The organism is Cryobacterium sp. HLT2-28, from assembly GCF_004402495.1.
In the GTDB taxonomy this organism is placed as follows: Bacteria; Actinomycetota; Actinomycetes; order Actinomycetales; family Microbacteriaceae; genus Cryobacterium; species Cryobacterium mannosilyticum.
Window position 1 is genome coordinate 90,347 of record NZ_SOFH01000029.1, and the last position, 24,913, is coordinate 115,259.

A 24,913-nucleotide genomic window follows, 5' to 3' on the forward strand; every position below is an offset into this window, starting at 1 on the left:
CCATGAGCAAGTTCATCTACATCTACAAGGGCCCGGCCACGCCGATGGACCAGTTCACTCCTGAACAGAGTGAAAAGGAAACCGCGGCATGGGGAGCCTGGATGGGTCGGATCGGGTCGGCGCTCGTTGACGGCGGCGCCCCGTTCGCCGGCGGCACTGCCGTCGTCGATGACGGATCGACCGCGGCCGCGGCCGACCTGACCGGCTACAGCATCGTCGAAGCCGCCAGCCTCGACGAGGCGCAGGCCCTCGCCGAGGGGCACCCGTTCCTCAGCGAAGGCAAGGGAAGGTTCAGCCTGCAGATCTTCGAACTCGGACAGATGTAACCTCGGATCAAGATCCGGCCGGCCGGGGCCGTCGCCCCGGCCGGCCACCCTCTTCGTCAGGAGGCACCGATGGGCGAGCCCGTTCCCCTCGGCGCCGACCCACCCGCCCGCCAGTGGTCGGCCTGGCGCGTGGTGCTCAACTTCGGCATTGTCAGCCTCGTCGTCGATCTGGCTTCGAATGGCGCCGAGTCCCTCACCGGTCCGCTCCTCGGCCAGCTCGGGGCATCCGCGCTGGTCGTCGGCGTCGTGACGGGCCTGGGCGAGGCGTTCGCGCTCACCTTCCGTCTCATTTCGGGCCCCTGGTCGGACCGTACCGGCCGGTACTGGACCTTCACGATCGCCGGTTATGCCCTGACGGCGGTCTGCGTTCCACTGCTCGCCGTCACCCCGTTCGTCGGCAGCGTCGGCCTGGTTCTCGCCAGCACCCTGATCCTGGTCGAACGCACCGGCAAGGCCATCCGCAGCCCGGCGAAGACCGTGCTCCTCGCGAACGCCGCCGGCGCCGTCGGGAGGGGGCGCGGCTTCGCCGTGCACAAGTCCCTCGACCAGGCAGGGTCGTTGCTCGGGCCACTGGTCGTCTCCGCGGTGATCGCCGTGACGACCGTGATCTGGCCGGCCTTCGCCGTGCTCGCCATCCCGGGCGCCGTGGCGATCGGAATCCTCGTCTGGATGCGCGCCCGCGTGCCCGATCTCAGCGTGTACGAGAGCAGCCGGGACCGCGCCCCTGTTTCCGCGCGACCCCGGCCCGGCGCGACGGATGATCCCGCTGACCCGGGCAACCCGGCCGACCCCACGGACCCTCCCGCGCCGTTCAGGCTGCCCCGCGCGTTCTACCTGTTCGCGGCAACCGTCGGAGTGTCCACGGTCGGACTGGTCAGCTTCGGCGTGATCTCCTTCCACCTCGTGGATGCCGAGATCCTGCCGCTGGCCGCGGTCCCCCTTGTTTACGCGGTCGCCATGGGCTCCGCCGCCCTCGGCGCCCTGGCCAGCGGCTACGCCTACGACAAGCTGGGCACCGGGGTGCTGTTCTCCCTTCCGCTGATGATCGCGTTCGTGCCGGGCCTCTCCCTGTCGGCCCAGCTCGGCGCCGTCGTCGTCGGCGCTGTGCTCTGGGGCGCGGCCACCGGCATCCAGGAGTCGACCGTCAAGGCCCTGGTCGCCGACCTGGTGCCGAGCGGCCACCGTGGCACCGCGTACGGCATCTTCGCCGCGTTCGAGGGCGCGGCCGCACTCGCCGGCGGCACGCTGGCCGGGGCGCTCTATGACCAGGTGCCGGTGCTCGTCGGCACCGTCTTCGCCCTCCAGGTCGCGGCCGTCGCCCTGCTCTGGGCCACCATCCGGCTGCAACGCAGGGACGCCGGGCTCAGCACCTGAACGTTTCCCCAATCCGGCCCGGCGTGGGATTCTGGAACCAAGCCCCCGACCTGGCTCCCCTGGAGTTCCCGTGACCATACCGATGACACCGAATCCCGAACCGACGCCGGCACCCGATTCCGGCGGAGCCGTCCGGGGCCCGGAGCCCGACGACCGCATCACCCTGCGCTTCATGGCCGTGCCCCAGGACGTGGCTGCCTCCGGCTCCACGGTCGCAGCCGGCAGCGTGCTCGAGTGGATCGACAAGGCCGCCTACGCCTGCGCGGTCGGCTGGAGCGCTTCGGACACGGTGACGGCATACGTCGGCAACGTGCACTTCACCCGGCCGATCAAGCCGGGCAACCTCGTCGAGGTGCACGCTCGCATCATCCACACCGGCCGCACGAGCATGCACGTGCTCGTCACGGTCGAGACGACGGATGTGCGCGCCAGGGAATACAGTCCGGCAACCCACTGCATCCTCGTTTTCGTCGCCGTCGACGACGCGGGCACGCCCCGCGAGGTGCCCACCTGGACCCCCCGCTCGGACGTGGACCGCTCCTTGCAGCGGAACGCGCAGGCCCGGCTCGAACCCCGCAAGCGCATCCAAGCGATTATGCGCGCAGCGGAATATACCGATGACGGCACGACCGCGCGCACGGTCTTCCGCTTCCTCGCCGCTCCTGCCGACGCGAACTGGGGCGGCAACGCTCACGGCGGCACGGTCATGCGCTGGATCGACGAGGCCGCATTCGCCACCGCCGCTGCCTGGAGTTCAGAGGCCGCCGTCGCCGTCTATTCCGGCGGCATCCACTTCTACAGGCCGATCCACATCGGGCACATCGTCGAGGTGGATGCCCGGCTCATCCACACCGGTCATCGAAGCATGCACATCAGCATCCGGGTGCGCTCGGGCAGCCCGCGGAACCCGCACGACCTCCAGCTAACCACCGCGTGCATGAGCATCTTCGTGGCGATCGGGGCGGACGGCCACGCCGAATCGGTCACCCCGCTCACCCTGATCACCGCAGAGGACAAGGCGCTCGACGAACAGGCCAGGGCGCTCATCGCCCTGCGCGCGCCGCTCGCGATGATGCCCGTGGAAGTCTTCCGCCGGCCCTAAACCGCCGGGGAGAGGTGCTCGTGCACTCCGAGCCAGCGTCCGCCCTGCTTCTCGAGCACGATCGTCTCGCGTTCATGCTGGGTCGCCCGGACCCCGTCGGATTCGAGCACGGTGGTCACGTCGTGGCTGAACACGGCAACCGTGCCGAAGAGTTGCAGTCGCCGGTTCGCCGAGGTGCAGCCCAGCACGCGGAAACCGTTGGTCTGCTCCCAGTCCCTCCACAGTTCCTCGTAAGCGGCGCGCGTTTCCAGCCGCTCCGGGACCGTGTGGAACATGAAGGAGGCCTCGGCTGCGAACCCGGCGAAGTAGGCATCCCGTCGATGGTGACCGAAGTCGTCGATGATCGCGTCCGCTGCGGCGAGAGCCTCGGCAGCCGGGCCCGTCTGTTCTTTTGCGGTCGTCATGGTCTACCGCGCCCTGCGGGCAGCGGCCCTGGCCGCCGTCGAACCGTGATCGGTGACGACCTCCTGAGCGGTTCCGTCAACGGCAGCGACGAGGCGTGGCCCGTTCGCACCGAAGACGTAGCGCGGTTCGGGGAAGATCCACAGTGCGCCCAGGTAAAGCACTGCTCCGGCCACAACCGCTGTGACCAGGCTGAGGTCCATGCCGCCGCCGAGGCCGACGAAGGGGCCGACGATGATGGGCGGATAGTTGGCGAAGAGCAGCCCGAGGGCGGCCGCGCCGATCCAGGCCACCATCCCGCGCCAGTTCACGCCGGAGGTGAACCAGTAGATGCCGCCGATTTCGCCCTTGTTGAAGACCTGGAGGTTCCGGGCGTCGAAGTGGCCGCGGCGCACGACGTAGCCGATCGCCATGATGACCATCCACGGGGTGGTGGTCACGATGATGGCGCCGACGAACGCGTTGACCGCCCCGAGGAGGTCGAAGAAGAGCCGGCCGGTCAGGATGAAGAGGAAGGCGACCACTCCGATCCCGATCGTGGCCTGCACCCGGCTGAAGGTGGGGAACACCGAGGAGAAGTCCAGGCCGGTGCCGTACAGGGAGGTCGTGCCGGTGGATAGCCCGCCGATGAACGCCACCAGCATCAACAGCACCGCGTACCAGATCGGGGAGGCCTGGATCAGGGCGAAGACGTAGTCGGCCTGGCCCGCGACCAAGGTTGCCGTGGCGACGCCGAACAGGAACGGCACCAGGGTGAGGAGCTGGCCGAGGAACGTCGCGAGGAGCAGCTTGCGCGGCGGCGTGCTCTTGGGGATGTACCGGGACCAGTCGCCGAGGAAGGCCCCGAAGGAGATCGGGTTGCTCATCACGATGAGTGCCGCCCCCACGAAGGTCGGCCAGAATCCGCCGAGTGCCAGCGCGTCGGGCCCGGGGTTGTAACCGGCGTCGAAGGTTCCGGAGAAGGCGACCACGGCCAGGAGGATCAGCGCCGTGTTGGCGATGACGGCCGTCTTGTTCACGAGGAGCATGAACTGGAACCCGTAGACCACCACGATGATCACGATCACGCCGATCACGCCGTAGACCAGGGTTCGCAGGCCGATCGAGTCGGGGATGCCGGCCAGCCGGTTGAGTCCTCCGACGAGGGCGTCGCCGCTCACCCACACCGAGATGGAGTAGAACGCGATCGCGGTGAGGAGCGACAGGAACGACCCGACGACCCGGCCGCGCACGCCGAAGAACGCGCCGGACGACACCGCGTTGTTCGTGCCGGTCTTGGGCCCGAAGAGCCCCATCGGCATCAGGAAGACGGTGCCGACGAGCACGCCGGTCACGGTGGCGAGCACGGCCTGCCAGAAGGAGAGCCCGAGCACGATCGGGAAGGTGCCGAGCAGCACGGTTGCGAACGTGTTCGCTCCGCCGAACTGGATCCTCAGCAGGTCGACCCAGGTGGAGGTGCGGTCCGCCGGCGGAATCGTGTCGATCCCGTGCGTCTCCACCTCGGTGGCCTTCGGGCGGGCGTTCAGCACCACCGTGCCGTCATCGTGGCCGGTGCCGGGGGTTTCGCTCATGTGTGACGACCTTCGGGTTTCTCGGATGATGCTGCGCGAGGGGAGAAGCGGGGGCTCGGGACAAGTTGGGTAGACACTAGCCGCTGGCTTGACTCTCATGCAATAGTTTTTGACTATGAAGATAAACAGCGTCGTGGATCTCTCGGTCGTCGTGAACGCCGCCACGCAGGTCTACCCGGGTGACCCGGTGCCTGTATTCGACGTGCACAGCACGATCGAGCGGGACGGCTTCAACCTCCTCAGCGTGAGCATGGGCTCGCAGACCGGCACCCACGTGGACGCGCCGTACCACTTCGATGAATCCGCTCCGAAGCTGGACGAGCTGCCGCTCGACCGCTTCATCGGGCCGGGCGTCATCGTCGACGCCAGGGAGGTCGGAGACCGCGGGCGAATCACCTGGCGGCAGATCGAACCCGTCGCCCACCTGCTCGAACCCGGCGCGATCGTGCTCCTGCACACGGGCTGGAGCACGCACTACGGCACCGATCGGTACTTCGACAATCCCTTTCTCGATGCGGGCGCGTGCGCGCGCTTGATCGGCCTCGGCATCCGCACCTTCGGGATCGACGCCATCAACATCGACGAGACCCCCGACGGGACGCACCCCGGCGAGGGCTTCCCCGTGCACCACCTCATTGCCGACGTCGGCGGCGTGATCAGTGAGAACCTCACCAATCTCGCCTCGATCGACTTCGACGGACCGGTCATTTCGCTGCTACCGATAGCCTTTGAAGCGGCAGACGGCGCCCCGGTCCGGGCGGTGGCGCTGCACCTCGAACTGTAGGGATTCCGATGGCGCGACAGGTTCCGATCGGCGCGCGGCTGCGCGCGGCGCGGCTGGGCAAGGGCCTCACCCTCGAGGCCGTCGCCACCAGCGCCGGGATCACCCAGGGATTCGTCAGCAGGCTGGAGCGCGACCAGGTCTCGCCGTCCGTTGCCACCCTGGTCGCCATCTGCGACGCCGTCGGCCTGCGGGTCGGTGAGCTGTTCGAGGCGCCCCCGACCCAGATCGTGCGTGCGGGGCACGGCTCGCCGATCAATTTCGGCGGGAGGGGCGCCACCGAGAGCCTGCTGACGCCCGGCAACCAAAGCCAGGTCGAGGTCATCCGCTCGGTCATCGACCCCGGCGGCTCGGCCGGCCTGGACCTCTACGTGCTCGACACCGAGATCGAGTTCGCCTATGTTCTGCGCGGCACCCTGGTCATCGTCATCGGTGAGGAGACGTTCTCCCTCGAGGCCGGCGACGCGATGACCTTCCGTGGCCGTGACCCGCACACCTGGCGCAACGCATCGGCCGCCGAGGAGTGCGAAGTGCTCTGGATGCTGGCACCTGCCCCGTAAGCCGACGCTGAGTTTCGGAGAAAGCACCTTCGTGGCGCGGCGGAGTCAAGGGGTGTTTGCAACGCCGGCCTGTTTTAGGCGGCTGCGAGGAGGCGGGTGGGGTCAGCTCTCCGGGGCGATCGGGTCCGGGTCGGCCGCGTTTTCCGCGCCCGCCGTCGGCCCGCCGTGGTCCTTGCCCTGCCGCGCGACATAGGCGCGCTTGAGTTCCGCCCAGCGCGGCAATGACACCTGATTGACCGGCGACGGTTGCGTCGCGTCGGTTGCGGACGGGTCAGCCACTGTTGCTCTCAGCCCCGATCCTTGTCCCGGTCACTGCTGGTCGCGCCCTGCCGAGAGACGAACTCCCGCTTCAGTGCGGCCCATCGAAGCGCCGAAACGTACTGGATCGTTGAATTATTCGTGGAATCGGCCAATGGGTCTCTCAGTCTCAAACGTGAAGTGAACGGCACGCCGCTGAGCCTTGTTCAATGAACGAACGATCGAGATTGTCACGGTTTGGCATCGGACTGCACGAGAGATGTCCCACCGACCCACCACCATCAGTGGACGGGATCGCAACCCCTATGATAGCTCCGCTGCGGCCGTGCACGGGTATCGACCAGCCGCGCCCAGTAGAGTCATCTGGATGCAAACGCCGCCTCGCCCCACCGGTCCCACCGATGCAACCACCGATTCGACCACCCCTGCGCTCACCGGTTTCGTGCGCGTGCGCGGCGCGCGGGAGAACAACCTGCGGGATGTCGACGTCGACGTGCCGCGCGACGCGATCGTCGCGTTCACCGGGGTCTCCGGATCCGGCAAGTCCTCCCTGGCGTTCGGCACGATCTTCGCCGAAGCCCAGCGACGGTTCCTCGAATCGGTCGCCCCGTACGCCCGCCGGCTGATCCAACAGGGACACAGTCCACGCGTCGACGAGATCACCGGGCTCCCGCCCGCGGTCGCGCTGCAGCAGCGGCGCGGAACCCCCAGCTCACGGTCGTCGGTCGGCACGCTCACCACGCTCTCCAATTCGCTCCGGATGCTGTATTCCCGCGCGGGCACGTATCCCGCCGGCGTCGTTCGCCTCGAGTCCGACTCCTTCTCACCGAACACCGCAGCGGGGGCCTGCCCGCAGTGCCACGGGCTGGGCATCGCGCACACCGTCACGGCCGGCTCCCTGGTGCCCGACCCGACCCTGAGCATCCGCGACGGCGCGATCGCGGCCTGGCCGGGAGCCTGGCAAGGCAAGAATCTGCGCGACATCCTGATCGTGCTGGGCTATGACGTCGACACGGCCTGGCGTGACCTGCCGGCCGACGCCCGGGAGTGGATCCTGTTCACCGAGGAACAGCCCGTTGTCGAGGTCGTCCCGCAGCGGGACCGGATCGCCAAGCCGTACCAGGGCCGGTTCTGGAGCGCGCGCAGCTACGTGATGCACACGCTGGCCGACTCGAAGAGCCAGAGCCAGCGCGAACGGGCGCTGCGATTCGTGGAGTCGGGGCCGTGCCCGCTCTGCGGCGGCACCGGGCTCACTCCGGCGGCCCTCGCCGTCACCTTCGCCGGCCGGTCGATCGCCGAGCTGGCCGCTCTGCCGCTGACCGGTCTCGCCGAGGTCATCCGGCCCACGGCGGCGCTCACCGAGGCCGGCGCGGCCCGGCCGGATGCGGCATCCGGCGAGGTCACCGAGGTCGCCGTCACCCTGACCCGCGACCTGCTCTCCCGGATCGAGGTGCTGCTCGAGCTCGGCCTCGGTTACCTGAGCCTGGCCAGGGCCACCCCGACCCTCTCACCCGGCGAGATGCAGCGCCTGCGCATCGCCACCCAGCTCCGTTCCGGGCTGTTCGGCGTGATCTACGTGCTCGACGAGCCTTCGGCCGGGTTGCACCCCGCCGACGCCGAGCCGCTCCTCGTCGTGCTCCAGCAGCTCAAGGAGTCCGGCAACTCCGTCTTCGTCGTGGAGCACAATATGGCCGTCGTGCGAAACGCCGACTGGGTCGTCGACGTCGGACCGCGGGCCGGCACCGAGGGCGGCGCCGTGCTCTACAGCGGGCCCATTGCCGGCCTGGCCGACGTACCGGCGTCGGTCACCCGTCGCTTCCTCTTCCCCGGGACCGACGGCGAGGCCGGACTCGAGACCGACACCGACACCGAGACGGGCTCGGCGACCCCGGCCCCGACCGGGCCGAGCCGCCGGGTGCCCGCGGAGTGGCTGAGCCTGCACGGCATCAGCCGGCACAACCTCCGCGCCCTCGACGCCGGCTTCCCGCTGGGCGTGCTCACCGCGGTCACGGGGGTGTCCGGTTCGGGCAAGTCCACCCTGGTCAGCCAGGTGCTCGCCGACGCCGTGCGGCACGAGCTGCACCCCGGCGCCATCAACGACGACTCGGATGCCGCCGCGGCCGACGACGACGACGCCCCGGGTTCCCCTGGCACGGCCTCCGCCGCGACCACCGTCGACCGGATCACCGGCCTGGCCGCCGTCGACCGCCTCGTGCGCGTCGACCAGAAGCCGATCGGCCGCACCCCGCGCTCGAACCTGGCCACCTACACCGGGCTCTTCGACGCGGTGCGCTCGGCATTCGCCGCGACCGATGAGGCCCGCGCACGCGGTTACGGCGCCGGCCGCTTCTCCTTCAACGTGGCCGGCGGCCGCTGCGAGACCTGCCTCGGCGAGGGCTCGGTGGCCGTGGAGCTGCTCTTCCTGCCCGGCAGCTACGCGCCCTGCCCGGCCTGCGGCGGCTCCCGCTACAATCCCGAGACGCTGGAGATCGACTACAACGGCCGCACCATCGCCGAGGTGCTCGGCCTCACCGTCGACGCCGCCGCCGAGTTCCTCGCGGACGTCCCGGCCGCCGCGCGCAGCCTCGGCACCCTCCGCGAGGTCGGCCTCGGCTACCTGCGGCTCGGCCAGCCTGCCACCGAGCTCTCGGGCGGTGAGGCGCAGCGGATCAAGCTCGCCACCGAGCTGCAGCGCGCCCGCCGCGGCCACACCCTCTACCTCCTCGATGAGCCGACCACCGGCCTGCACCCCGCCGACGTGCAACTGCTCCTGACCCAGCTGAACCGGCTCGTCGACGCCGGCAACACGGTGATCGTGGTCGAGCACGACCTCGACGTGGTCGCCGCGGCCGACTGGGTGATCGACCTCGGGCCGGCCGGCGGCGACGCGGGCGGCCGCATCCTCGTCTCCGGGCCGCCCGAGACCGTGGCCGGGCACGCGGAGAGCCGCACCGCCCCCTACCTGGCCCGGCGTCTGGCCGACGGCGGCGCTCTCTAGCCGGCCGGGCGCGAGCCCCCGGCCCACGCACGATCGGAGAAACCTCGGACACGCCGGGCCGCGCGCCCGAACAACGCGGCGTGTCCGAGAAACTCCACCCCGGCAGGCGGCGACGACGGATGCCGGGGGCACGCCCTGCGCCCGGGTGACCTAGATTTGTCAGCACACCTCATGGCGCGAAGGAGCCTCAATGACCGGTTGGCGTATTCGGGACTTCCATGCCGATGATCTCGACGGCATCCTGCAGCTCTGGCAGGAGATCACGGCAGCCAAGACGGAGCCGGTGTACGGGCTCTCCGAGGTGATGGCATCCTGCCAGAAGGACCACGCCGTCGTCGCCCTGCACGGTGACGAGGTGGTCGGCGCCGCGGTCGGCCGGGCCGCTCACGCCCAGGGCTGGATCGTGTTCCTCGCCACCCGGCAGTCCTGGCAGAGCCAGGGCATCGGCACGGCCATGCTCGCGGCCCTCGAGGCGAGGATGGCGCCGCACGGGATCACGAAGCTGTCCGCCCTGATGCCGGAGACGGCCAGCCGGGTCGACGCGTTCCTCAACCGCGGCTTCGAGGTGAAGAAGCAGCTTCGCTACTTCGAGCGCCACCTCCCGGTGCAGCGCGAGGGTCTGCGCGCCCTCAGCGAGCTGGGCGGCCGAGTCCTCCCCCGCGACCTGTGGGCCGGGGTCGGGGGCATGCGCAAGGAGAAGGAACTGCTCGAGCGCCGCCTCGTCATGCCGCTCGCCAAGCCCGACATGGCCGACCGGTACGGCGTCGTGCCGCCGAAGGCCGTGGTGCTCTTCGGACCGCCCGGCACCGGGAAGACCACCTTCGCCAAGGCCATCGCCTCCCGGCTCGAATGGCCGTTCGTCGAGGTGTTCCCGTCGAGGCTGGCCGGGGATCCCCAGGGTCTGGCCGGCGCGCTCCGGGAGACCTTCCTCAAGATCTCCGAACTGGAGCACGCGGTCGTCTTCATCGACGAGGTCGAGGAGATCGCCGCGCAGCGGGGCGGCGAACCGCCCTCGCCACTGCAGGGTGTGACCAATGAACTGCTCAAGATCATCCCGGCCTTCCGGGAACAGCCCGGCCGGCTGCTCGTCTGCGCGACCAACTTCATTCGCGCCCTCGACTCGGCGCTGCTGCGGCACGGCCGGTTCGACTACGTCATCCCGATCGGCCTGCCCGATCACGCCGCCCGCCAGGCCATCTGGGAGGGCTACATCCCGAAGCCGTTCGCAGACTCCGTCGATCTGCCCACCCTGGTCGAGGCCAGCGGCGGCTTCTCCCCGGCCGACATCGAATATGCCGCCCGGCGGGCCTCACAGCAGGCGCTCGAGCGAGCCCTGTTCGACGACAGCAGTGACACCGAGCCGACCGGCCCGGGCACCGACGACTACCTGGCGGCGATCCGGTCGACCCGCACCACCGTCTCGGCCCAGGTGGCGGCCGAGTTCCTGGAGGACATCGAGCGGCTCGCCCGGCTGTGAGTGTTGTGCGCGGCGTCAGGCCCCCGGCCGGCTCGCGGCGTCGCCCGCCTCCTGCATGAACTCGGCCAGGGTGGCCTCGATCGTCGCGTACGACCAGCGATAGGCGGCGTCGGCGTCACGTTCGGCGAGCGCGAGGGCGAGCTGGTTGTGCCGGTGCGCGGAGGGCGGCGTGTACTCGGTGATGGTGAACCGCTTCTCCTCTTCCCTGGTGCGCAGCAGGGCGGCGACCGTGCCGGCGAAGTGGCCCATCACGCTGTTGCCCGAGCCGGCCAGGATCAGCGAGTGGAAGGCGATGTCCGACTCCAGGAACCGACGGCCGTCACCGGCGAGATCGGCGGCGACCATGGCCGCGGCGGCCTCGGCGACGGCGGCGAGCTGGGCATCCGTCATCAACCGGGCGCTGAGCCGGGCGGCGACCGGCTCGATCCCGAGCCGCATCTCGAGCATCTCGCGCATCTGGGTGTAGTACTCCGGCCCCCGGCCCCGCCAGACGATGATCTGCGGATTCATCAGGTCCCAGGCCCCGCGCGGGAGCACCTGCGTTCCGACCCGCTGGCGCGGCTCGACCAGGCCGAGCGACTGCAGCACCCGCAGCGCCTCGCGCAGCACCGAGCGGGACACGGCGAACGCGGCGGCGATGTCGTCCAGGTTGAGGATGTCCCCGGGCGCGTACCGGCCGTCGACGATCTCCTGGCCGAGGGAGTTCAGCACCCGGGCGTGCAGCCCGCGTTCGCGCCAGGAACCGGGGCCAACGCCAGTGATCATCGGTGCTTCCTTGTCTCTGCAGCTCGCGGCGCTCCCGGTTCGGCGACCGGTGTCGGCGATCGTTTGCGGCGTCCCCGCGATCGTAGCGGCGAATTGCGCCGTTGCTCTTCCCAAAACCGCGTGACGTATGCCACACTCAATTATCTGATTAATCAGATTTATTACCGCACGGTGTCTCCTCCCACTATGCCGGACTCGCAGCCGGCCGGACGACTCCCCGTGCGCCACTTATGACGATGGGGTCGCAGGGACGCGGCCTCGGAATGGACACCCAGATGTATCTTTCCCTTGCGACCGCGGCGCCCGCGCCGGTTGTGCCGATCACCCCGGCCGGAAGTGACGCCCAGCTGATCATCGCCGCGATCGTCGGCATCGCCGTCATCATCGTGCTGATCACCTGGCTCAAGGTCCACCCGTTCCTCGCCCTCGCTATCGGCGCCGTCGGCGTCGGCGCCGGCGCGGGGCTCGCACCGGGCGCCGCCGTCACCAGCTTCAGCACCGGCTTCGGCGGAACCATGGCGGGCGTCGGCATCCTCGTCGGCTTCGGCGCCATGTTCGGCAAGCTGCTCGCCGACTCCGGCGGAGCCGACCGGATCGTCGACTCCCTGGTCACCCGCTCCAGCGTTCGCACGCTGCCGTGGACGATGGCACTGATCGGCGGCCTGATCGGCCTGCCGATGTTCTTCGAGGTCGGCCTCGTGCTCCTCATCCCGGTGATCATCCTCGTCGCACGCCGCAGCGGGATGTCGCTCATCCGGATCGCCATCCCCGCCCTCGCCGGCCTGTCGGTCATGCACGGCCTCGTACCGCCGCACCCCGGCCCCCTCGTCGCCGTCACGGCCCTCGGCGCCAACCTCGGCCTCACCCTGGCGATCGGCGTGCTCGTCGCCATCCCCACGGTCATCGTCGCCGGCCCGGTCTTCAGCAAGTTCGCCAGCCGCTGGGTCTCCGTTCCGGTTCCGGCCCTCTTCATCACCACCGAGGACCTCGGCGCCGGCGAGACGCGCACCAGGCGCCCGAGCTTCCTGATCACCCTCTCCGGCATCCTCCTCCCCGTCGTGCTGATGCTGGCCCGGTCGATCGCCGACGCCACCGCCCCCGGTTCGACCGCTCCGCTCAACGCCGCACTCGACTTCCTCGGCACCCCGATGATCGCCCTGGGCCTTGCCGTCATCTACGCGATGATCGTCTTCGGCCGTGGCGGCGGCATGGACCGCGCCGCCGTCTCCAAGTCGCTCGCCGACTCGCTGCCCCCGATCGCGGGAATCCTCCTCATCGTCGGCGCCGGCGGCGGGTTCAAGCAGGTGCTGATCGACACCGGGATCGGAACCGTCATCGCCGATGCCGTCGCCGGCAGCAGCATCTCGGTGCTGCTCCTGGCCTGGTTCGTCGCCGCGCTCGTGCGTGTCGCCACCGGTTCGGCGACGGTCGCGACCGTCACCGCCGCCGGCATCCTCGCCCCCGTCGCCGCCAGCCTGGGCGGCACGGACCTTTCGCTGATGGTGCTCGCGATCGGCGCCGGTTCGCTGTTCCTCTCCCACGTCAACGACGCGGGCTTCTGGCTGGTCAAGGAGTACCTCGGCACCACCGTCGGGCAGACCCTGAAGACCTGGACCATCATGGAGTGCCTCATCTCCGTGACCGGCCTGGCCGGCGTGCTCCTCCTGAACATCGTGATCTAGCGTGTTCCTGAACCAGCAGCCCGTCCTCGTCATCATGGGCATCTCCGGCTCCGGGAAGTCGACGGTGGCAGGCATCCTCGCAGGCCAGCTCGGCTGGGACCTGGAGGAGGGCGACGACCTGCACCCGCAGGAGAACATCGACAAGATGTCGGCCGGCCACGCCCTGAACGATGAGGACCGCGCGCCATGGCTCGACACCATCTCGTCGTGGATCATCGAGCACACCATGGCGGGCGTGCCCGGGATCATCACCTGCTCCGCGCTCAAGCGCCGCTACCGCGACGTGCTGCGGGAGCACAACGTGATCTTCGTGCACCTGGCCGGGTCGAAGGACCTGATCGGCCGTCGGCTCGCCGCCCGGCACGACCACTACATGCCGACCTCGCTGCTCGACTCGCAGGTGGCGACCCTCGAGGCGCCCGACGCCGACGAGCGGGCGATCACGATCGACGCCGGGCGCGCGCCGGCCGAGGAGGCCGCCGAGATCGTGCGGCGTCTCGGGGTCACACCGCGACCGGGTTCATCGAGCCTGGGTGCCCCGGAGCCGGGGAAATCCTCGGTCGGCCGCGGCGTCCCGGTCCAGGGAGCCTGAGCACCTCGCAATCAACCGACGAACGGCCCCGTTTTCGCGGGGCCGTTCGTGCGTGGCGGCGGCTCACAGGGTTTGCGAGCACAGTTCGGCTAATCTGGTCTGGTGCCCGTCGGTGTATCCGACCGGTGGTCGTACCGCACATCAGTGCCGGACGAGCGGAGGTGAGATGAATCAGGTCGTCTCCTCCGCGGTGCCAGCCGTCTCCGCGTCACTCACGCACCATTCCCGCCTTCGCGCCGTGATCCTCGCCACGCTGATCCTGGTCGCCACGCTTCTCTGCCTCGTCGCTGTCCACTCCGACGGCGCCGGGCACACCATGGCCGGCACCACAGCGACCAGCATGGCCGCGAAGCCCCCGGCGACCGCGAACCACCTGCCGACCGCACACCCGGTCACGGATGCGCTCCCGGTCACGGACGCGCTCCCGGTCACGTCCGCGACGCATCCGACCCGCACCGGCCCGACGATGACCCTCGCCGCGCTCGCAACCCCGCCCGCGCTCTGCTCCGAGCACAATTCCCTGGGCGGCAGCGGCACGGCGTTGAGGTCCTGCTCCGATCTGCTCGTGGTCGGCTCCAACGCCGTACTCGCGCAAGAGCCGTCCGATTCCGGCCTGGTCTTTGCCTCCGTCGGCTTCGTCAACGACACCTTCCGGGCCATTCCCGCGCACCTGAACCGCCCCAGCCTCACCCTCCTGTCGATCAGTCGCGTTTAGACCGAACCCGCCCGCGCGCCACCCCGGCAGCGCGGATTCGCCGTGTCAACGGCCACCGGTTTCGCACTCTTCCCTGACGAATGGACCACGAACATGCAGCTTTTCCCGCGCACCTCGCGCATCTCCCTCTTCACCCTGGCCGCGATCGCGACCGCCCTCACCCTGACCGCCTGCTCGGGGGCGACCTCCGGTTCCGGCCCGACATCCGGCCCGAGCAGCACGGCCGACGCCTCGGCGGCGACCTTCTCCACGGCCGACATCGAGTTCGCCCAGATGATGATCCCGCACCACGAGCAGGCGGTGGAAATGAGCGAGGGGATGCTGGCCAAGCACGGCGTCGATCCCCGGGTGACCAAGCTGGCCACCACGATCAAGGCCGCCCAGGCCCCCGAGATCGTCCGGCTGAAATCCTGGCTGACGGACTGGAACGCCACGGCCGACAGCATGTCCGGGATGGACCACAGCAACGACGGCATGATGAGCGACGCCGACATGATGACCCTCGACAACGCCGACGGAGCGGACGCCGACCGGATCTTCCTCGAGCAGATGGTCATGCACCACGAGGGTGCCATCGCGATGGCGCGCACCGAACTCGACAAGGGCACGAATGCCGACGCCAGGGCGCTCGCCAGCGCCATCGTCACCTCCCAGACCGAGGAGATCGCCGTCATGACGAGCCTCCTCACGACGCTCTAGAGCCGGGGACACGATGAAATCCTGTCGCAGGACCAGGAAACTCGGCTGTGCCGCCGCTGTGACGACCGGCCTCGCGATCCTCCTGGCCGGATGCGCCCCGAGCCCGGCTGCCGCTCCGGCGGCCCGGTCGGCCGCAGCCGAGGGCTTCGAGCACATCCACGGTCTCGGCGCGGACGCCGCAGCCGGCAAGACCTTCGTGGCCACCCACCAGGGGGTCTGGCTGATCCCGACGGACGCTCTCCCGGCCAGTTACCCGGCCAGGTCCTCGGCCGCCGACATCTCGGAGCCGACGCAGGTCGCCGGGCGCGTGCTCGACGTCATGGGTTTCACGGTCGCCGCACCCGGCCTGCTGCTGGCCTCCGGGCATCCTGATCCCGAAGCTCCGTCGGATCTCGCCGCCCCCAATCTGGGCCTGATCTCGAGCGCGGATGCCGCAGAAACCTGGACCCCGCTCTCGCTCGCAGGCAAGACGGACTTCCACGATCTCGACGCGGTGCCCCTGTCAGGCAGTGCGCTGCGGGTGTACGGCTATGACTCAGGCAACGGCACCCTGGCCATCAGCGACGACTCGGGCGCGACCTGGTCAACGGGCGAAACCGTTCCGATGCGAGACCTCGCCGCCGACCCGGCGAACCCGGACCAGGTCTTCGCGACCACTGCCGACGGGCTTGTCGGCAGCGGCGACGCAGGCCGCAGCTTCAGCCTGGTCGCCGACGCCCCGACCCTGTTCCTGATCGACGTCGGCGACGCACGCACCGGCGGAGGACTCGTCGGCATCGACCCGGAGGGCGTGGTCTGGCATCAGGATTCCGCGGCCGGACCCTGGATCAGGGGCGGCCGTACCGAGGGCGCCCCCGTCGCCCTCAGCTACGTCGGCGGCATCGCGCCGTGGATCCTCGCCGCGGACACGCGCGGCGTCGTCGCCAGCGACGACTTCGGGGCGAGCTGGACCGAACTCGTCCCGGCAGGGGCCTGAGCCATGGACCAGAGGCTGACCACGGCCCCCGAAATTACCCCCGGGGGCATACTGACACTGACGGGCACACCGTTGACTACGAAAGGAGACCAATCATGATGTGGGGCTATGGAGGAGGAATGGGCTGGGGCTGGGTGTTCGGCCTGCTGGCACTGGTCGGCATCGCCTTGCTGGTGGTGCTCCTGGTGCGCCTGTACAGCGGCGGCATCGACCGCAGCGGGACCGACCGGCGGGAGGCTCCGCCGGCACCGCCCGCCGCCCAGCCGCCGCTGGCGCAGGGGCGCAGCCGCGCCCGGCAGATTCTCGACGAGCGCTTCGCTCAGGGCGAGCTCACTGCCGAGCAGTACCGCGAACAAATCCAGGTTCTCGGCGAGGAAGGCTAGTGGAGCCGATCAGCCGCCGGACCGCCGTCACCCTCGGCGGCCTGGGGCTGGCCGGCACCGTCATCGGCGGCGCCGGCCTGCTCTGGACCGCTCAGCCCGGCTTCACACCGTTCGGCGAGCCGGTCGCCCGATCGTCCTTCAGGGCGAAATCCGGCGAGCCGCTGCGCCAACCGACCGAGCAGAGTAGCCGTGACGGCGTGCTCGAGGTGACATTGGATGCCGCACCAGGCCGGATTCGGATCGGCGGCCGGAACGCCACGACTCTCGGCTACAACGGCGGCCTCCCCGGCCCGACCCTGCGGGTGCTGGCCGGGGACCGCCTCGCGGTGACTCTGCGCAACGGTCTCGACGACCCCACGAACCTGCACACCCACGGCCTGCACGTCTCGCCGGAGGGCAACAGCGACAACCCGTTCGTCGTGGTCGAGCCGGGCGACTCGTTCGACTATGACTACCGCCTGCCCGCCGACCATCCGCCCGGCCTCTACTGGTACCACCCGCACCATCACACCCTTGCGGCCGCGCAGGTCTTCGGTGGGCTCTACGGTGCGATCATCGTCGAAGATCCGCAGCCGATACCGGTGAGCCGCGAACGCGTGCTAGTGATCTCCGACCTCACGCTCGACGCCGCCGGCAGCCTGGCCCGGGCCACCGTGGCCGAACGGATGCACGGCCGCGAGGGTGAGCTGGTGCTGGTGAACGGTCAGCTGAACCCGGCGGTGGACATCCGTTCGGGTGAACGCGAACGGTGGCGGATAGTGAACGCCTGTGCCTCGCGCTACCTGCGGCTGCGCCTTGACGGGCAGAAGCTGCAACTTCTCGGGCTGGACTCCGGCCGGTTCGAGAAGCCGGAGAAGGTGGAGGAAGTGCTGCTGGCGCCGGGCAATCGAGCCGATCTGCTCGTCACCGCGAGTGAGGGCACCACCACCCTGCGCGCCGTTCCCTACGACCGCGGCGACGACGGCATGATGGGCGGCATGATGGGCGGCGGCCGCAGATCGGCCGGCGCGGAGGTCACGCTCGCCACGGTCACCGTCGCGAATGCCGGCGGCGGCAGCAAGGCCGACGCACTGCCCGCACTCCCCCGCCAGGCCACCCCGAGGGACCTCCGCGGCGCCACCGTCACGGCGCGCCGCGAATTCGTCTTCGAGATGGGCATGGGCGGCATGATGGGCGGAGGGGGCATGGGGTTCACCATCAACGGCCGCGAATTCGACGGCGGACGCGTCGACACGACCGTGCAGGGCGACACCGTCGAGGAATGGACGCTGACCAACACCAGCCAAATGGACCACCCGCTGCACCTGCATGTCTGGCCGATGCAGGTGGTGGAGCGCGGCGGCCGAGCCGTGGACTCCGTGCTCTGGCAGGACGTCGTCAACGTGCCGGCCCGCAGCGCCATGCGGGTACGGATCGCCTTCACCGGGTTCGCCGGCAAGACCGTGTACCACTGCCACATTCTCGACCACGAAGACAACGGCATGATGGGCGTCATCGACGTTCGCCCGGCCGGCCAGCCGCTCACCTAGACTGAGCCGAGAGAATCAGGACCATGAAACACAACGGGCTTTTCCGGCGGGCCACGCCGGAGCCGATCGAGACGGACCGTCTCGCCGACTTCTCCTACCTCGACCCCGGCGTCGTCTACCTCGACTCCGCCTGCCAGAGCCTGCGCCCGCAGCCGGTGCTCGATGCGCTGACCGAGTATTACACCAGCTACAACGCGTGCGGCGGCCGGGTGAAGTACGCCTGGGGCAGGCGCGTCGATGACGAGGTCGCCGCGGCACGACAGGGCGTGCTCGGCCTGCTCGGCCTGTCGGGGCGGCACTACGCGGTCTCCTTCACCCTGAACACGACCTTCGGCCTCAACCTGCTGCTGCAGCAGCTGCCGCAGGGCCGGTACGCCCGGGTCGTCACCAGCCACGTCGAACACAACTCGGTCTTCCTGCCCACGATGACGGCAGCGAAACGGCTCGGCGTCCCCCGGCTCGTGCTCGACCGGGCCGCCGACGGCGCCCTTGTCTACGAACCCGCCCAACTCGAGCGCGCGATAGTGGTCGTCAACGCCGCCTCGAACATCGACGGCCGGCTCCTGACCAACCTGGCCGAGCTTGTGCGCGATGCCCACGCCAGGGGCGGCATCGTCATCCTCGACGCCGCTCAGTCGATGGCGCACGAGCGCGCCCTGCTGCAGAAGACCGACGCGGATGCGATCTGCTTCTCCGCGCACAAGATGTACAGCGCGAGCCTGGGCGTGATCGTCGCCCGGCGCGAGCTGCTCTCCTCGCTCGAGCTCTCCTTCATCGGCGGCGGCATGGTCGCGGATGTCCGTGAGGACTCCTACGACCTGCTGCCCAACGACCCGGGCGCCCTCCTCGAACCCGGGCTGCAGGCCTGGGCCGAGATCATCGCCCTCCGCCACGCGACCGACTGGCTCGGCACCGTGCGCCCCGGCGGGCGGCCCCCGGCCGAACACGTCTCGGCCCTGTCGGAGCGGCTCTTCGACGGTCTCTCCGACATCCCGGGCCTGACCATGGTCAACGCCGCGGCCAGCCCGGTGATCAGCGTCTACGCCCCGAAACAGGATTCGCACCGCCTGGCCGTCTTCCTGTCCCAGTCGGGCATCGCCGCGCGCAGCGGCTACTTCTGCGCCCACCACTACCTGAAGGAACGGCTCGGCCTGCCGCCGCTGCTGCGCTTCTCGCTCGGACTTCACTCGACCACGGCGGACGTCGACCGGGCGCACGACGCCCTCGCGCGCCTCATGAAAGGCCTCTCCTAAGTGTTCTGCATCGCCGCCTTCATCGTTCTCCTGTTCATGGCCGCCGTCTCGGCGCGCTACCGGCGCTACCTCGCGAAGGCGGCGAGCTGCACGTTCCGCCGGGTGACCTTCCGCCCCTGCGACACGACCTTCAAGCAGGACCTCAAGGACCACATGCTCGCGCCGCTCGCGGCCCGCCGCCCCGGGCTCGTCGGGCCCGCCAGCGTCGCCCTCGAGGTGGTGGCGTTCCTGGTCGTGCTCACCACGATCTGGAGCGGCTACGTCGTCGTCGAGAGCGCGGCGAACCTCTACGTCTACGGCACCTGCAACAAACAGGACTCCGCCTCCTGCAGCCTGGGCGCGGAGGCCTGCTCCATCCCCGACCAGACTCCGACCTTCGGCGATTCCATCGCCGCCTGGGACATCGTCGGCGCCTTCGGCAACGACTTCGTGCGGCTCGGCGAGACATTCTCCGCGATCCCCTCCCGGATGCAGAACTGGGACGCCAAGGAATATCTGCCGGCGAACGCGACCTACCTGAACGAATTCGACGCCCAGAAGCCGACGGCGCTCGAGGTCATCGACCCCGGCTGCACCTACTGTCTGCAGCTGTTCGAGAACCTCGAGGAGGCCGGTTTCGCGAACAAGCAGAATCTCAGCTACATCGCCTTCCCAATCCCCGCGCCGACTGGCTACAAGTTCCCGAACTCCCTGCTGGTCACCCAGTACCTCGAGGCCCTGCGCTTGAACCCGCTCGCCGATGCGAAGACTCCGGTCGACTGGGAGATCCTCAAGCGGATCTACACCGAGAAGGATGCCGCCGGCGTGTCGTGGCAGAGCGTGATCAACTCCGCGGATGCCGTTGAGGCAACCGCGCTGCTGCAGGACTGGGCTGCGGAATTCGGGCTGAGCCAGGCGCAGGTCGACACCGTCGCATCCGTCGCCGGCTCTGACAAGGTGGCCGGGATCATCGCCGCCAACAAGCAGACGGTCAAGGAACGCATCCACACCGTGAAGATCCCGACCATCATCTTCGACGGACGCCGGCACGACGGGCTGGTCTCGGTGGGCGACCTGGACTGACCGCGTTCGTGGCCACGACCGCCGCTAGCACGATCGCCGCGCCGACCACCTGGCCGAAGCTGAGCGGCTGCTGCAGCAGCGCCCAGCCGCAGGCGACGGCGACGACCGGGCTGAGCAGCCCGAGGAAGGCGACGGAGGCCACCGGCAGGTTCTGGATGCCCCGGAACCACAGCGTGTAGCTGAGCGCCGTGCCGAGGACCGCGAGGTAGGCGTAGCCGGCCAGGTTGCCCGGGGTGAGGGGCTCCGTCGGGAGCCCCTCGACCAGGAGGAGGACCGGGACCAGGACGAGCCCTCCGGCCAGGAGCTGCCAGGACGTGCTGACCAGCGGATGCGCCGGCTGTCCCCACCGTTTGGCGAGCACCGTGCCCACGGCCATCACGGCCGCGCCGCCGAGCGCCGCGAGCACCCCGAGCAGGTCCAGCCGCGCCGTGGCCTGCAACACGAGCAGGGCGACCCCGAAGACCCCGGCAATCCCCGCCGCGACCCTCAAACCGGTGACCCGGTCACCCAGGATCCTGGCCGCGAGCACCGTCACGAGCAGCGGCTGCACGGCCCCCATCGTCGCGGCGACACCGCCGGGAAGCCGGTAGGCGGCGAGGAAGAGCAGGGCGAAGAACACGCCGATGTTCAAGGTGCCGAGCACCAGCGACTTCCACCACCAGGCGCCCCGCGGCAGCCTGCGCGTGATCAGCACGATCAGGACGCCGGCCGGCAGCGCGCGCAGGGTGGCGGCCAGCAGAGGGCGGTCGGGCGGGAGGAACTGGGTCGTCACCAGATAGGTGGTTCCCCAGAAGATCGGGGCCACCATGGTCGTCGTCACCATCCACCATCGATTGCTAAGCACTAAGCCATAATAGCTAAGCACTTAGAAAAAAGCTAGACTTGTCGCATGACCGACCACGTCGACCGCATCCTCGCGCAATGGGCGGCCGCGCGCCCTGATCTGGACGTGGCGGCGATGGCCGTGCTCGGTCGACTCGCCCGCGCGGCCCGGCTCGCCGACTCCCGCCTCGGCGTCACGTTCGCGGCCCATGGCCTCGACGCTGCATCCTTCGACGTGCTCGCGACGCTGCGGCGGAACGGGGAACCGTTCCGGCTCACCCCCACCGAGATCCAGCAGAGCGCCATGGTCACCTCGAGTGCCATCGCGCAACGGCTGAACCGGCTCGAGCTGGACGGCCTCGTGCTCCGCAGTCCGAATGCGGCCGACGGGCGAGGCACCGTTGTCAGCCTCACTCCGGAGGGTCGCGCGCTGATCGACCGGGCGCTGCCCGATCACGTCGCCAACCAGGAGCGGATGCTCGCGGGCCTCACCGACGCGCAGCGCGCCGCCCTCGCGACGCTGCTCCAGGCGCTGGCCGAATCCCTGGCTGAGGCTACGGCTTCCAGACCATGAGCACGACCACGATGACCAGCAGGAGCGACGAGATCCCGGATCCCATCGCCACCCGGGAGTAACCGGCGGGCTTGGCGTCGGATGTCCCGGCTGCCGAGGTGCCGGTTGCCGAGGCCCCGACGACCGCGGCACCTGCCGTGAGCGCCTCCGCAGCCTGGCGCATGGCCGGCACGACGACGAACAGGTTGATCGCCAGGGCGATCGCATACGCGAGGATCGACAGCAGCACCCAGGTCGAGCCGAACGAGAATCCCTCCTCAGGGTCGGCAACCCCGAGGGCGCCGAAGCCGAAGAGGGCCACGACGATCGACAACAGGGTGAACAGGTTCACCGACTTCGCCAGCGAGGCCACCTGACCGGCCTCCCCCGCCCGGATCGAACGCATGGCGGTCATCGGCAGGATGGCCATCGGGCCGACGATGAAGACGGCGGCGACGATGTGCAGGGTGTTGAACAGAGTATCCATGGCTTCAGCGTATTGCTTTACGCTACCGGCCCCGGTCGCCCACGCTGCGCTGGGCAGCCACGGCCGGGTGGTCGTCGGGGAGTCCGTGGCGCTTGCCGGCCGCGAGCAGGGCGAGGTTCTTCTTCTCCCAGTCGCTCACGGCCTGCCGCTGTGGGTCGATTGCCCGGCCGTCGGCGCAGGCAGGGATGCTGCGCCCGCACGTGCAGAAGCCCGGTTTCGCCGGGTCGCCCGAGTGCAGCATCCCGACCCGCCAGATCACCGCCATCGTCCAGTCGAGTTGACGCCCGCCGAGGTCGTTCCGACGTTCGGCTCGCCTGACCAGATCGCTTTCGAGCACGGCGCGGATGCCTCCGCTCACCGTGCGGTCGAACTCACCGGCCACCAGGGCACGAAGTTCGTCGACCTGCCCGGTCAGTTCCGCGATCGTCGCGTCCCGCTCGGCCAGGTCGGACTCTGACTTCTCGACGGACTTCCGGTGCACGTTCTGAAGGTCGGCGTACTCGCCGACCCAGAGCATCACGTGGTCGGCGTCCCGGCGTTCGGCCTTCTCGTCGCCCAGGTGGTGCAGGCAGAACGAACAGACCACCTGGTCGCTTGCCGAGGTGAAGTTGAAGGATTGCAGCGACCGGCAGCAAAAGCACTGGGCGCGGATGGCCACATAGAGCGGATACGAGTGCGTCACGGTGTTCTCCCTGGCTGGCCTGCATTCGAGCGTAGCTCGTTGCCGGGAGGACCTGGCAACATTCAATACGACTATTCGACACAAGAACTCGAATAATCCTCGCAATTATGTTCGAGTTGTGGTATTCTCAGTTTATGGCAGGAACCCCTGATCCCCGAGCAACCACCGCCTCCGGTCCAACTGTTGAGGTGGGGATGGCTGCGGATCCCGCCCCAGCCATCCCGGGCACGGATGCCGTCGTGGAGCTCTCCCCGGTGCAGCGGCTGGCCGCGTTGCAGCTGGCCCTGACGGCCGAGCTGGCGGCGGTGCCGTTGGCCAGGCTGAGCGATCTGGACGCGGTCGCGGTGCTCGCCGCGGTCGAGGACCTGGGCCGGAGTGTCGATGCGGCCCGGATCGCGACCGCGTCCGAGGTTGATGTCCGGTCGGTCCGGATCCTACCGGGCCAGTCCCAACCCGCTTTGCCGGCCAGCCTGGGGTGCCGGGACGGGGTGGACGTGATCACCCGCGCCGCCCGCATCTCGGTCAAAGAAACCAAACGCCGCACTCGACTCGGCAGCTTCGTCACGCCCCGCACCGGCGCCGGCCTCATCATGCCGCCGTTCTACCCGGCCGTCGCCGCCGCCCTCACCGCCGGGAAGCTCGGCGTGGAGACAGCGGACGTGATCGTGACCGGGCTGGAACGCATCAGCACCCGGGTCGCCCCCGACGACCTGCACACCGCCGAACGCGCCCTCGTCGCCTGCGCAACCGGAGCGATCACCGAAGAAACCAAAGGGCTCCCCGGCGAAGGCCTCGCGTTTGCCACCGACCTGATCCGCGGCATCGTGCTCCAATGGCAAGCCCGGCTCGACCCCGACGGCACCGCCCCCACCGAACCCATCCGGCAACCCCGCAGCACGATCAGCTTCGGCACTCTCACCGACGGCCTCTACCCCCTCCGCGGCGGCGTCACCCCCGAACTACGCGGCATCATGACCGTCCTCTTCGACACCTACCTCTCCGCACGTTCAACCGCCTTCCCTACCCACGCCGAACAGGGCCTGCCCAACCCCGACCCGACGACGACGGACACCAGGTCCACCAGCACCGAACCGGCCGAGCCGGCCGGTTCCGACCAGCAAGAGGACTGCGGCGCCGACAGCGCCCCGGATGATCTGCCGGCCGGGATCGGGGACGACCGCACCGGCGGCGAGAAACGCGCCGACATCGTCTGGGCCCTCTTCGACCGGGCCGCCCGAGACCCGGCCACCCCCACCCTGGGCGGCGCCGCCCCCACCGTCCTCGTCCACGTCAACGCGACCGATCTCCTCACCGGCACCGGTGTCGGCTGGGTCGACGGCGTCGACGCCCCCGTCTCGCTCACCACCGTGAAGCAACTAATCTGCACCGGCGGCTATCAGAAGATCCTCTTCGGACCGAACCAGGAAGTGCTCCGCCTGGACCTCAAACAACGCCTCTTCACCCCCGCCCAACGCCGTGCCATCGCCGCCCGCGACGGCGGCTGCATCATCCCCGGCTGCACCTGCCCACCGCACTGGGCCGAACTCCACCACGTCATCCCCTGGGCCGCCGGCGGACCCACCGACATCGACAACGGTGTGATGCTCTGCTGGTTCCGTCACCACACCATAAACACCTCCGGTTGGATCATCCGAATGGTCTACGGAACCCCCCAGGTCAAAGCGCCACCCTGGTATGACCCCACCCAAACCTGGCACCCCGCCAACCAAAACCGCACCCGCACCACCAGCACCCGCCTCGTCAGCAACCGCCCCTGACGGTCTCGACCAGCTCGACCACCGGGGGCAGGGTCTCGACCGGATCGACCACCGGGGGCAGGGTCTCGACCGGATCGACCACCAGT

The 24,913-nt window shown here is 69.5% G+C and carries 25 protein-coding genes; 18 read left to right on the forward strand and 7 right to left on the reverse strand.

Going from position 1 to position 24,913, the window contains the following annotated elements:
• The first annotated feature begins 2 nt into the window (after positions 1 to 2).
• The 3 genes from E3O48_RS15400 to E3O48_RS15410 all read left to right on the forward strand — a co-directional run bounded on the left by E3O48_RS15400 (position 3) and on the right by E3O48_RS15410 (position 2,802).
• On the forward strand, positions 3 to 326 hold the full coding sequence (locus tag E3O48_RS15400) for a YciI family protein (protein ID WP_134540171.1): 324 nt from the start codon (positions 3 to 5) through the stop codon (positions 324 to 326).
• Between the two features lie 69 nt (positions 327 to 395).
• A complete protein-coding gene (locus E3O48_RS15405) occupies positions 396 to 1,700 on the forward strand; it encodes an MFS transporter (protein WP_134540174.1) in 1,305 nt (434 codons plus the stop codon).
• 70 nt (positions 1,701 to 1,770) lie between these two features.
• Entirely contained in the window at positions 1,771 to 2,802 is a 1,032-nt protein-coding gene (locus E3O48_RS15410; protein ID WP_241982572.1) for an acyl-CoA thioesterase, read from the forward strand.
• Here E3O48_RS15410 and E3O48_RS15415 read toward each other — a convergent pair.
• Together E3O48_RS15415 and E3O48_RS15420 are read right to left on the reverse strand one after the other, a co-directional pair.
• Positions 2,799 to 3,206 (reverse strand): nuclear transport factor 2 family protein, encoded by a 408-nt coding sequence (locus E3O48_RS15415; RefSeq protein ID WP_134540177.1) that lies wholly within the window; start codon positions 3,204 to 3,206, stop codon positions 2,799 to 2,801. The genes E3O48_RS15410 and E3O48_RS15415 overlap by 4 nt on opposite strands.
• Before the next feature lie 3 nt (positions 3,207 to 3,209).
• Positions 3,210 to 4,775, reverse strand: a complete 1,566-nt coding sequence (locus tag E3O48_RS15420) for a cytosine permease (RefSeq protein WP_134540180.1) — start codon at positions 4,773 to 4,775, stop codon at positions 3,210 to 3,212.
• Between the two features lie 115 nt (positions 4,776 to 4,890).
• Here E3O48_RS15420 and E3O48_RS15425 point away from each other — a divergent pair, with 115 nt between their 5' ends.
• Together E3O48_RS15425 and E3O48_RS15430 are read left to right on the forward strand one after the other, a co-directional pair.
• Positions 4,891 to 5,559: a cyclase family protein gene (locus E3O48_RS15425; RefSeq protein ID WP_134540183.1), complete on the forward strand. Its 669-nt coding sequence runs from the start codon at positions 4,891 to 4,893 to the stop codon at positions 5,557 to 5,559.
• 8 nt (positions 5,560 to 5,567) lie between these two features.
• Positions 5,568 to 6,116 (forward strand): helix-turn-helix domain-containing protein, encoded by a 549-nt coding sequence (locus tag E3O48_RS15430; RefSeq protein WP_134507665.1) that lies wholly within the window; start codon positions 5,568 to 5,570, stop codon positions 6,114 to 6,116.
• A gap of 102 nt (positions 6,117 to 6,218) precedes the next feature.
• Here E3O48_RS15430 and E3O48_RS17695 read toward each other — a convergent pair whose 3' ends face one another.
• Positions 6,219 to 6,395: a hypothetical protein gene (locus E3O48_RS17695; RefSeq protein ID WP_166788721.1), complete on the reverse strand. Its 177-nt coding sequence runs from the start codon at positions 6,393 to 6,395 to the stop codon at positions 6,219 to 6,221.
• 346 nt (positions 6,396 to 6,741) lie between these two features.
• Here E3O48_RS17695 and E3O48_RS15435 point away from each other — a divergent pair, with 346 nt between their 5' ends.
• Together E3O48_RS15435 and E3O48_RS15440 are read left to right on the forward strand one after the other, a co-directional pair.
• Positions 6,742 to 9,372, forward strand: coding sequence for an excinuclease ABC subunit UvrA (locus tag E3O48_RS15435; protein ID WP_166788722.1), 2,631 nt, complete (start codon positions 6,742 to 6,744; stop codon positions 9,370 to 9,372).
• 190 nt (positions 9,373 to 9,562) lie between these two features.
• Positions 9,563 to 10,849 carry an ATP-binding protein gene (locus E3O48_RS15440; protein WP_134507663.1) on the forward strand — a complete coding sequence of 429 codons (1,287 nt, stop codon included), beginning with the start codon at positions 9,563 to 9,565 and terminating at the stop codon, positions 10,847 to 10,849.
• Positions 10,850 to 10,864: 15 nt separating this feature from the next.
• Here the strand turns inward: E3O48_RS15440 and E3O48_RS15445 are convergent, their stop codons facing one another.
• The gene (locus E3O48_RS15445; protein WP_134507661.1) at positions 10,865 to 11,614 is read right to left on the reverse strand and encodes a FadR/GntR family transcriptional regulator; all 750 of its coding nucleotides are present in this window, start codon (positions 11,612 to 11,614) and stop codon (positions 10,865 to 10,867) included.
• A 275-nt stretch (positions 11,615 to 11,889) separates the two neighbouring features.
• Here E3O48_RS15445 and E3O48_RS15450 point away from each other — a divergent pair, with 275 nt between their 5' ends.
• The 9 genes from E3O48_RS15450 to E3O48_RS15490 all read left to right on the forward strand — a co-directional run bounded on the left by E3O48_RS15450 (position 11,890) and on the right by E3O48_RS15490 (position 20,505).
• Complete coding sequence (locus E3O48_RS15450) at positions 11,890 to 13,296, forward strand: GntP family permease (RefSeq protein ID WP_241974641.1); 1,407 nt, start codon at positions 11,890 to 11,892, stop codon at positions 13,294 to 13,296.
• A 34-nt stretch (positions 13,297 to 13,330) separates the two neighbouring features.
• Positions 13,331 to 13,888 (forward strand): gluconokinase, encoded by a 558-nt coding sequence (locus E3O48_RS15455; RefSeq protein WP_134540548.1) that lies wholly within the window; start codon positions 13,331 to 13,333, stop codon positions 13,886 to 13,888.
• A gap of 166 nt (positions 13,889 to 14,054) precedes the next feature.
• Entirely contained in the window at positions 14,055 to 14,603 is a 549-nt protein-coding gene (locus E3O48_RS15460; RefSeq protein ID WP_134540186.1) for a hypothetical protein, read from the forward strand.
• A 42-nt stretch (positions 14,604 to 14,645) separates the two neighbouring features.
• Positions 14,646 to 15,302 (forward strand): DUF305 domain-containing protein, encoded by a 657-nt coding sequence (locus tag E3O48_RS15465; RefSeq protein WP_241982573.1) that lies wholly within the window; start codon positions 14,646 to 14,648, stop codon positions 15,300 to 15,302.
• 58 nt (positions 15,303 to 15,360) lie between these two features.
• Entirely contained in the window at positions 15,361 to 16,278 is a 918-nt protein-coding gene (locus tag E3O48_RS15470) for a F510_1955 family glycosylhydrolase (RefSeq protein WP_134540188.1), read from the forward strand.
• Between the two features lie 95 nt (positions 16,279 to 16,373).
• Complete coding sequence (locus E3O48_RS15475) at positions 16,374 to 16,661, forward strand: SHOCT domain-containing protein (RefSeq protein WP_134540191.1); 288 nt, start codon at positions 16,374 to 16,376, stop codon at positions 16,659 to 16,661.
• Positions 16,661 to 18,190: a multicopper oxidase family protein gene (locus E3O48_RS15480; protein ID WP_134540193.1), complete on the forward strand. Its 1,530-nt coding sequence runs from the start codon at positions 16,661 to 16,663 to the stop codon at positions 18,188 to 18,190. Before E3O48_RS15475 ends, E3O48_RS15480 begins: the two co-directional genes overlap by 1 nt.
• Before the next feature lie 23 nt (positions 18,191 to 18,213).
• Positions 18,214 to 19,443, forward strand: coding sequence for an aminotransferase class V-fold PLP-dependent enzyme (locus E3O48_RS15485; RefSeq protein ID WP_134540196.1), 1,230 nt, complete (start codon positions 18,214 to 18,216; stop codon positions 19,441 to 19,443).
• Positions 19,444 to 20,505, forward strand: coding sequence for a hypothetical protein (locus E3O48_RS15490; protein ID WP_134540199.1), 1,062 nt, complete (start codon positions 19,444 to 19,446; stop codon positions 20,503 to 20,505).
• On the opposite strand, the gene E3O48_RS15495 is transcribed toward E3O48_RS15490, so the two are convergent.
• Entirely contained in the window at positions 20,450 to 21,349 is a 900-nt protein-coding gene (locus E3O48_RS15495; RefSeq protein WP_198413085.1) for an EamA family transporter, read from the reverse strand. The two genes, E3O48_RS15490 and E3O48_RS15495, sit on opposite strands and share 56 nt — an antisense overlap.
• A 45-nt stretch (positions 21,350 to 21,394) precedes the next feature.
• On the opposite strand from E3O48_RS15495, the gene E3O48_RS15500 reads away from it, so the two are divergent.
• Positions 21,395 to 21,901, forward strand: coding sequence for a MarR family winged helix-turn-helix transcriptional regulator (locus E3O48_RS15500; RefSeq protein ID WP_134540201.1), 507 nt, complete (start codon positions 21,395 to 21,397; stop codon positions 21,899 to 21,901).
• Here E3O48_RS15500 and E3O48_RS15505 read toward each other — a convergent pair.
• Together E3O48_RS15505 and E3O48_RS15510 are read right to left on the reverse strand one after the other, a co-directional pair.
• Positions 21,882 to 22,367 (reverse strand): DUF2269 family protein, encoded by a 486-nt coding sequence (locus E3O48_RS15505; protein ID WP_134540204.1) that lies wholly within the window; start codon positions 22,365 to 22,367, stop codon positions 21,882 to 21,884. The two genes, E3O48_RS15500 and E3O48_RS15505, sit on opposite strands and share 20 nt — an antisense overlap.
• Positions 22,368 to 22,389: 22 nt before the next feature.
• A complete protein-coding gene (locus E3O48_RS15510; RefSeq protein ID WP_134507642.1) occupies positions 22,390 to 23,049 on the reverse strand; it encodes a hypothetical protein in 660 nt (219 codons plus the stop codon).
• A gap of 194 nt (positions 23,050 to 23,243) precedes the next feature.
• On the opposite strand from E3O48_RS15510, the gene E3O48_RS15515 reads away from it, so the two are divergent.
• On the forward strand, positions 23,244 to 24,827 hold the full coding sequence (locus E3O48_RS15515) for an HNH endonuclease signature motif containing protein (RefSeq protein ID WP_166788723.1): 1,584 nt from the start codon (positions 23,244 to 23,246) through the stop codon (positions 24,825 to 24,827).
• Positions 24,828 to 24,913: the final 86 nt, after the last annotated feature.

Excerpts from the sequence above, each read along its gene's own strand:
- E3O48_RS15400 (WP_134540171.1), top strand. The coding sequence starts at position 3 with ATGAGCAAGTTCATCTACATCTACAAGGGCCCGGCCACGCCGATGGAC.
- E3O48_RS15405 (WP_134540174.1), top strand. The coding sequence starts at position 396 with ATGGGCGAGCCCGTTCCCCTCGGCGCCGACCCACCCGCCCGCCAGTGG.
- E3O48_RS15415 (WP_134540177.1), bottom strand. The coding sequence starts at position 3,206 with ATGACGACCGCAAAAGAACAGACGGGCCCGGCTGCCGAGGCTCTCGCC.
- E3O48_RS15420 (WP_134540180.1), bottom strand. The coding sequence starts at position 4,775 with ATGAGCGAAACCCCCGGCACCGGCCACGATGACGGCACGGTGGTGCTG.
- E3O48_RS15425 (WP_134540183.1), top strand. The coding sequence starts at position 4,891 with ATGAAGATAAACAGCGTCGTGGATCTCTCGGTCGTCGTGAACGCCGCC.
- E3O48_RS15430 (WP_134507665.1), top strand. The coding sequence starts at position 5,568 with ATGGCGCGACAGGTTCCGATCGGCGCGCGGCTGCGCGCGGCGCGGCTG.
- E3O48_RS15435 (WP_166788722.1), top strand. The coding sequence starts at position 6,742 with ATGCAAACGCCGCCTCGCCCCACCGGTCCCACCGATGCAACCACCGAT.
- E3O48_RS15440 (WP_134507663.1), top strand. The coding sequence starts at position 9,563 with ATGACCGGTTGGCGTATTCGGGACTTCCATGCCGATGATCTCGACGGC.
- E3O48_RS15445 (WP_134507661.1), bottom strand. The coding sequence starts at position 11,614 with ATGATCACTGGCGTTGGCCCCGGTTCCTGGCGCGAACGCGGGCTGCAC.
- E3O48_RS15450 (WP_241974641.1), top strand. The coding sequence starts at position 11,890 with ATGTATCTTTCCCTTGCGACCGCGGCGCCCGCGCCGGTTGTGCCGATC.
- E3O48_RS15455 (WP_134540548.1), top strand. The coding sequence starts at position 13,331 with ATGGGCATCTCCGGCTCCGGGAAGTCGACGGTGGCAGGCATCCTCGCA.
- E3O48_RS15460 (WP_134540186.1), top strand. The coding sequence starts at position 14,055 with ATGAATCAGGTCGTCTCCTCCGCGGTGCCAGCCGTCTCCGCGTCACTC.
- E3O48_RS15475 (WP_134540191.1), top strand. The coding sequence starts at position 16,374 with ATGATGTGGGGCTATGGAGGAGGAATGGGCTGGGGCTGGGTGTTCGGC.
- E3O48_RS15485 (WP_134540196.1), top strand. The coding sequence starts at position 18,214 with ATGAAACACAACGGGCTTTTCCGGCGGGCCACGCCGGAGCCGATCGAG.
- E3O48_RS15500 (WP_134540201.1), top strand. The coding sequence starts at position 21,395 with ATGACCGACCACGTCGACCGCATCCTCGCGCAATGGGCGGCCGCGCGC.
- E3O48_RS15505 (WP_134540204.1), bottom strand. The coding sequence starts at position 22,367 with ATGGATACTCTGTTCAACACCCTGCACATCGTCGCCGCCGTCTTCATC.
- E3O48_RS15515 (WP_166788723.1), top strand. The coding sequence starts at position 23,244 with ATGGCTGCGGATCCCGCCCCAGCCATCCCGGGCACGGATGCCGTCGTG.